General features: G+C 63.1%; 8 protein-coding genes, 1 other RNA gene and 1 pseudogene. 3 read left to right on the top strand and 7 right to left on the bottom strand.

The genetic code is table 11. The annotated features are described in order from the left end of the window. Nucleotides 1–54 precede the first annotated feature (54 nt). The 4 genes from EOD15_RS26360 to modA form a co-directional block, all read right to left on the bottom strand. On the bottom strand, nucleotides 55–396 hold the full coding sequence (locus EOD15_RS26360) for a winged helix-turn-helix domain-containing protein (protein WP_127271788.1): 342 nt from the start codon (nucleotides 394–396) through the stop codon (nucleotides 55–57). A gap of 80 nt (nucleotides 397–476) precedes the next feature. After that, nucleotides 477–1,589: a molybdenum ABC transporter ATP-binding protein gene (gene modC / locus EOD15_RS26365; protein ID WP_127322543.1), complete on the bottom strand. Its 1,113-nt coding sequence runs from the start codon at nucleotides 1,587–1,589 to the stop codon at nucleotides 477–479. Further along, nucleotides 1,586–2,290: a molybdate ABC transporter permease subunit gene (modB, locus tag EOD15_RS26370; RefSeq protein WP_127293102.1), complete on the bottom strand. Its 705-nt coding sequence runs from the start codon at nucleotides 2,288–2,290 to the stop codon at nucleotides 1,586–1,588. Before modB ends, modC begins: the two co-directional genes overlap by 4 nt. Nucleotides 2,291–2,305: 15 nt before the next feature. Next, nucleotides 2,306–3,100 (bottom strand): molybdate ABC transporter substrate-binding protein, encoded by a 795-nt coding sequence (gene modA / locus EOD15_RS26375; RefSeq protein ID WP_127322542.1) that lies wholly within the window; start codon nucleotides 3,098–3,100, stop codon nucleotides 2,306–2,308. Between the two features lie 160 nt (nucleotides 3,101–3,260). On the opposite strand from modA, the gene EOD15_RS26380 reads away from it, so the two are divergent. Next, nucleotides 3,261–3,470, top strand: a complete 210-nt coding sequence (locus tag EOD15_RS26380; RefSeq protein ID WP_024501417.1) for a molybdopterin-binding protein — start codon at nucleotides 3,261–3,263, stop codon at nucleotides 3,468–3,470. A gap of 11 nt (nucleotides 3,471–3,481) precedes the next feature. On the opposite strand, the gene EOD15_RS26385 is transcribed toward EOD15_RS26380, so the two are convergent. Both EOD15_RS26385 and EOD15_RS26390 read right to left on the bottom strand, forming a co-directional pair. Further along, nucleotides 3,482–4,276, bottom strand: a complete 795-nt coding sequence (locus EOD15_RS26385) for a thymidylate synthase (RefSeq protein WP_127408980.1) — start codon at nucleotides 4,274–4,276, stop codon at nucleotides 3,482–3,484. 156 nt (nucleotides 4,277–4,432) lie between these two features. Next, nucleotides 4,433–4,744, bottom strand: coding sequence for a DUF2853 family protein (locus EOD15_RS26390; protein WP_023813086.1), 312 nt, complete (start codon nucleotides 4,742–4,744; stop codon nucleotides 4,433–4,435). A gap of 170 nt (nucleotides 4,745–4,914) precedes the next feature. Here EOD15_RS26390 and ssrA point away from each other — a divergent pair. Together ssrA and EOD15_RS26400 are read left to right on the top strand one after the other, a co-directional pair. Beyond that, nucleotides 4,915–5,274, top strand: a transfer-messenger RNA (tmRNA) gene (gene ssrA / locus EOD15_RS26395). Nucleotides 5,275–5,387: 113 nt separating this feature from the next. Next, the gene (locus EOD15_RS26400) at nucleotides 5,388–5,942 is read left to right on the top strand and encodes an AAA family ATPase (protein WP_127321520.1); all 555 of its coding nucleotides are present in this window, start codon (nucleotides 5,388–5,390) and stop codon (nucleotides 5,940–5,942) included. A 43-nt stretch (nucleotides 5,943–5,985) separates the two neighbouring features. On the opposite strand, the pseudogene EOD15_RS26405 reads toward EOD15_RS26400, so the two are convergent. Further along, a pseudogene (locus EOD15_RS26405) lies at nucleotides 5,986–6,218 on the bottom strand (Bcr/CflA family drug resistance efflux transporter); the annotation flags it as partial.

The raw sequence follows: 6,218 nt of genomic DNA on the forward strand, positions 1-6,218 counted from the left end.
CTGCCCTACTGCCCTACTGCCCTACTGCCCTACTGCCCTACTGCCCTACTGCCCTCACCCAGCATCAATCTCCGCCTGCAATGCCTCCATATGCGCCGCCGCCGCGGCAGAAGCTGCGCGCTCGATGGCGCGGAAGCGGCTGACCACTGCCAGGCCGACCGCCGTCAACTGTGCGCCGCCGCCCTTGCGGCCGCCGGTCTGTGCCGCCACCAGCGGCTTGCCGAATACCCGGTTCATGTCCTCGACCAGGTCCCAGGCGTGCTTATAGGACATCTCCATGCCGCGAGCGGCGGCCGAGATGGAGCCGAAGGCGGCGATCTGTTCCAGGAGTTCGATCTTGCCCGGCCCGACGCGCCCGTCGGGATCGAGATTTATCCGCAAGCTCAGCGACGGCATCTTTGCTCTCCGCGGTCACAACCCAACCCCATACTAGAAGCTCCCTGGCGAAACCGCTATTCCAAAAAGACATAGCGGGATCATCCATCCGCCTCGGCGGGCAGGCCGGCGCCGGTGTTCGCCCGATCGAAGCTCACCGTCTTGATCACCGCGAAAACCTTGCCGCCAAGATGAAGCTTCAGCGCCTGCCGCGACTGTTCGGTGATGCGGGCAAGCACGGTTGCGCCATTGCAGTCGATACCGACCTCGACCGCGGGCCCTTCGCCCGGGCTCATCGCGGTAATGGTCCCCGGCAGGATGTTGAGCGCGCTGAGGCCCGTCGGCTTTTCGGTGGCGATCATCACATCGCGGGCGCGAATACGGATGCGCACCGGCGTACCTGCCTTCATCGCCAGCTGTGGCACCCGGAGCTCGCCCGCGGCCGAGCCGAGCACGGTCATGCCGAAAGTCTCGTCGTGATGCAGCACCCTGGTGTCCAGCACGGCGCCCCCCTCGCCGCGCTCCTCCGCCGGCAACAGGTCGAGCCTTTGCATCACCGCCTCGGTCGGCCCGCTGGCAACGACATTGCCCTGCGCCAGCATCACCACGTCGCTGGCCAGCCTCGCCACTTCGGCGACCGAATGACTGACATAGACGATCGGGATTTTCGTCTCGTCGCGCAGCCTTTCGACATAGGGCAGGATTTCGGCCTTGCGCGCTTCGTCGAGCGAGGCCAGCGGTTCGTCCATGAGCAGCAGTCTGGGGCTGGCAAGCAATGCCCGGCCGATCGCCACGCGCTGTTTCTCGCCGCCCGAGAGCTTTGCCGGCCGCCTGTTCATGAGCGGCCCGATGCCGAGCAGGTCGACGACGGCATCGATATCGGCGTAGCGCTCCGCCGGCGGCGTGAACCAGCGGCCGTAGCGCAGATTGCCGGCAACGCTCAAATGCGGAAACAGCCGTGCGTCCTGGAACACCATGCCGATGCGGCGCTTGTGCTTCGGCACGAAAATGCCGGCATCGGTATCGACCAGCACACGGCCGTCGACCTCGATGCGTCCCCTGTCGGGCCGGATCAACCCGGCAATCATGTCGATCAGCGTCGTCTTGCCCGACCCAGACGCGCCGAACAGCGCCGTCAGCCGCCCGGCGCTTTCGAAGCGGGCGTCGATGGCGAAACCACCCAGCCGATGACTGATGTCGACGAGAACGCTCATTCGATGTCCAGTCGCCGGCCGACACGCCGCGCCAGCACCTCCGAAGCCACAAGTGCTGCCATGGAGATGACGATGGAGATCAGCGTCAGGCGGAGCGCCCCTTCATCGCCACCCGGCACCTGCGTGAAGGTGTAGATCGCCGACGGCAATGTCTGCGTCTCATTGGGAATGTTGGAGACGAAGGTGATGGTGGCGCCGAACTCGCCCATCGCCTTGGCGAAGGCCAGGATGGCGCCGGCGATCAGCCCGGGCAGGATCAGGGGCAGCGTGATGGTGGCGAACACCCAGAGCGGATTGGCGCCGAGCGTTCCCGCCGCCGCTTCCATCTTGCGGTCCACCGCCTCGATGGACAGCCGGATCGCCCGCACCATCAGGGGAAAGCCCATGACGCCGCAGGCCAGCGCCGCACCTGTCCAGCGGAAGGAGAAGACAATGCCGAAATGCTCGGCCAGGAAGGCGCCGGCCGGGCCGCGCCGGCCGAAGGTCAGCAGCAGCAGATAGCCGGTCACCACGGGCGGCAGGATCAGCGGCAGATGTACCAGCCCGTTGAGAACGGTCTTGCCCCAGAACTGTCCCCGGGCAAGCAGCAGCGCAATCAAGATGCCCGGCGGCAGGCTGGCGAGCATCGCCACCGTTGCCACCTTGATGGACAGCCGGACCGCATTCCATTCGTCGGGAGTGAGGTCCAGCAGCCAGTTCATAGTGCCCCTTGGAACTCAGTTGCTCGGCGCGAGCACGGTAAATCCCTGATCCTTGAACAGCGCGGCCGCCTTGGCCGACTGCAGGCATTTCAGGAAAGCCGGCGTATCCTTGTCCTTCGAATCGGTGGTCTGGGCAACCGGATAGATGATCGGCGGGTGCGAATCCTCCGGGAAGGTGCCGACCACCTTGACGCCCTTTTCGGCATGCGCGTCGGTGGCATAGACAATGCCAAGGGCGGCTTCGCCCGTCGAAACCAGCTTCAGCGCCGCGCGCACGTTTTCGGCCTGCGCCACCTTGCCCTCGACCGAGGACCAGACGCCGAGCGATTCAAGTGCGGCCTTGCCGTATTTGCCGGCCGGCACCGCCTTGAAATCGCCCATGGCGAGCTTGCCGTCGCCGATCAGCTTGGCGAGGTCAAAACCCTTCTCGATCCTGGTGTCGACCGCCGAGTCCTTCGGCGCCACCAGCACGATCTCATTGCCGAGCAGCTTCACTTCGGTGTCCGGCTTGGTCAGCTTCTTGTCGGAGAGATATTTCATCCAGTCGAGGTCGGCCGAGATGAAGACGTCGGCAGGCGCCCCGCCCTCGATCTGCTTGGCCAGCGCCGAGCTCGCGGCATAAGAGACGGTCGCCGCCTCGCCGACATCGGCCTCGCAGGCCTTGTTCACGGCGTCGAGCGCATCCTTGAGGCTGGCCGCGGCAAACACCACCACCTTGTCTTCCGCATGTGCCGCAGGCACCGCCGCCATCAACATCGCCGCAAACCCCCCGATGGTGATCGCCCTCGATCCAAAACCTATGCGCGTCATGGAAGACTCTCCCTGGTTTGAAATCCGGCCGGCTCGAAGCCCGCTAACCGATATATCCGTATGAATATAACAAGGGAAGGCCCGGCGCCCCATGAAAGCGTCTGTACGACACCGATTGTTCTGGTGAGACCGGCAAAGAAACCCTGGAAAGGAAACTCCGATGAAGATCAGCGCCCGCAACGTCCTCAAGGGAACGATCGCCGAGATCGTCAAGGGAGCCACCACCTCGCATGTCAGGATCGACATCGGTGGCGGCGCCATAGTCACCGCCTCGATCACCAACGAGGCCGTCGCCGATCTCAAGCTCGAAAAGGGCAAGCAGGCCTATGCCGTGGTCAAGGCCTCGGACGTGATGGTCGGCATCGACTGAAATTTGCGGCCTTAGACCGCGATCGGCGCCTTGATCGACGCATCGGCGACGTAGTTTTCCAGCCGGAAATCCTCGAAGCGGAAGGCGAACAGATCCTTCACCTCCGGATTGATCCACATCGTCGGCAGCGCCTTTGGCGTGCGCCGCAGTTGTTCGCGTGCTTGCTCGAAATGGTTCGAATAGAGATGCGCATCACCGAGCGTGTGGACGAAATCGCCGGGTTTCAGCCCGGTGACCTGCGCCACCATCAAGGTCAGCAGGGCATAGGACGCGATGTTGAACGGCACGCCAAGGAAGATATCGGCGGAACGCTGGTAGAGTTGGCAGGAAAGCCGCCCTTCCGAAACATAGAATTGGAACAGGCAGTGGCAGGGCGGCAGCGCCATCGCTTCCACTTCGGCCGGATTCCACGCCGAAACGATCAGCCGCCGCGATTGAGGATTTTTGCGTATCTCCTTGAGAAGATTCGCGATCTGGTCGATCGAGCCGCCATGGCCATCCGGCCAGGAGCGCCATTGCTTGCCGTAGACCGGGCCGAGATCGCCATTCTCGTCGGCCCATTCGTCCCAGATCGAAACGCCGTTATCGGTGAGGTATTTGATGTTGGTGTCGCCGGCCAGGAACCACAAAAGCTCATGGATGATCGACTTGAGATGCAGCTTCTTGGTGGTGGTGACCGGAAAGCCGCGCGCCAGGTCGAAACGCATCTGGTAGCCGAAGACGGAGCGCGTTCCCGTGCCGGTGCGGTCGCCGCGATCGGCGCCGTTGTCCAGCACGTGCTGCAAGAGGTCGAGATACTGGCGCATCGGTTCCGGCTCGATTCGGTTGTCCAGCCAGCATAACTTACAGACGGGCGGTCGAACACCACAAAGCAGCGCAAGCCATGCCCGAAGCCAGCCAGTCCCCAACACATCAGGACTGGCACATGGACCGCGCCAGCCCTGCGAATTGAAGCGCGGTCGTCAGAGGGAGCCGAGCTTGCCCAGGTCCTTCGCGACGAGGTAGTAGAAAGTCACACGGCTCTTGGTGTTGTCGGCAGCCATTGCCTTGCAAGTCTTCTCGATGGATGCATCGGCCTTCGCTGCATCGCTGATGCCGAGCTTCTTAGCGACCCAGTTGTCTCTGACACGCCCGAGTTCCTTCGGGTCGGTGCAGGACACCAGCGAAGAATCGCGGTTCCTGAGCGCGATGCCCAGGTGCTTGACGATCTTTTCAACCGCATCAGCACTGGCGCCGGCATCGTATTTCTTCACGTCTGCAAGATAGTCGGCCATCGAAATTCCCCTCGTCGGCGCCACGGATCCGATCGATGAGGGCTGTGGCGCGCTGCTGCAACATGTGCGCTAGGTCGGTAACTCCTCACCGGGGCAAAGCTTCGGTTGAGACCGCGTCCAAGTCAACCCTTTGGAGATGCGGTTTTGACACGGGGACAAAGTGCCATTGCGGCCTTCCATTTCTTGCGATGGCCCCCTATATTCAGTCTGTCGGCTTGACCGACTATGGCGATAAATGGGCGATGAAATAAGCCGTTCGGACCCGGGGGCGGTACCCGGCGCCTCCACCAAAAGCTGCTGCTGATGACAGAGCGGTTTTTGCTGGGGGCGAAATAGGATCGACGAAGGTGTAAAGATCGTACTTTTGCCCGGCATGGTACCACCGTCATCGGGCTAAACCTGTAGTTGCAAATGACAACTATGCGGAAGCACGTCTCGCCGCGTAAGCGGTGCGATAGCTTCAAATCAAGCCCTAGAGGTTCGCACTTCTAGGCGGGGTTCGGAGGTACCTGGCAACAGAAACCTCCACTTCTCCCCTCCTCCTCAACATGCGTTACGCGCAACGGCAGCTCCCGCCGGCCAACTTCGCACGCCCTCGGCCGCGAAGCCGCCCTGCCGCGTGCCACCTCTCCACGGACAAAAGATGCAAAACGATCCCGATCGATTCTTCGTGCTGACCGGCGGTCCCGGCTCCGGCAAGACCACCCTGATCGAAGCCATGCGCCGGGCAGGCTTTGCCACCTCGATCGAAGCCGGCCGCGGCATCATCCGCCACCAGTCCGATATAGGCGGACCCGCTTTGCCCTGGCGCGATCGCGCGCTGTTTGCGGAGTTGATGCTGTCATGGGAGATGCGCTCGTATCAAATCGCGCAAGAACAGACCGGGCGTCCTGTTTTCTTTGATCGTGCCGTTCCGGACACGCTCGGCTATCTCAGGCTGAGCGGCCTGCCGGTACCCGAACACGCCAACGCTGCCGCCGAGCGCTTCCGCTACCATCAGCGCGTCTTCGTCGCCCCGCTATGGCCGGAGATCTTCGCGCAGGATGAAGAGCGCAAGCAGACGCTCGACGAGGCCGAGCGCACCCACCATGCGCTGGTCGGCGTCTACACGGAACTGGGCTATGAGATGATTCCGTTGCCGCTGGCATCTGTCGAGGCGCGGCTGCGCTTCGTGCTGGCCGAGACAGGATTGGCGTGAAAAAGGCCGGGATGAACCCGGCCTTTTTCATTTGTTTGGTTGCTTATTCCGCCGGCGCCTCGACGGCCTCGCGCGAGCGGCCGAGCGTGACCTTGGCCAGCGTGAACGAAATCACCGCGCACAGCGTGATGCCGGCCACCATCGGCAGCGGCGTGCCGTCGAAGAACACGCCGGCAACACCCATCGCGAGTGCGCCGATGGCGAAATGCAGCGTGCCCATCAGCGCCGACGCCGTGCCGGCGATCTCGCCATGCTCTTCCATGGCCAGCACCGAGG

Origin of the sequence: Mesorhizobium sp. M7A.T.Ca.US.000.02.2.1, from assembly GCF_003996995.1 — a bacterium.
In the GTDB taxonomy this organism is placed as follows: domain Bacteria; phylum Pseudomonadota; class Alphaproteobacteria; order Rhizobiales; family Rhizobiaceae; genus Mesorhizobium.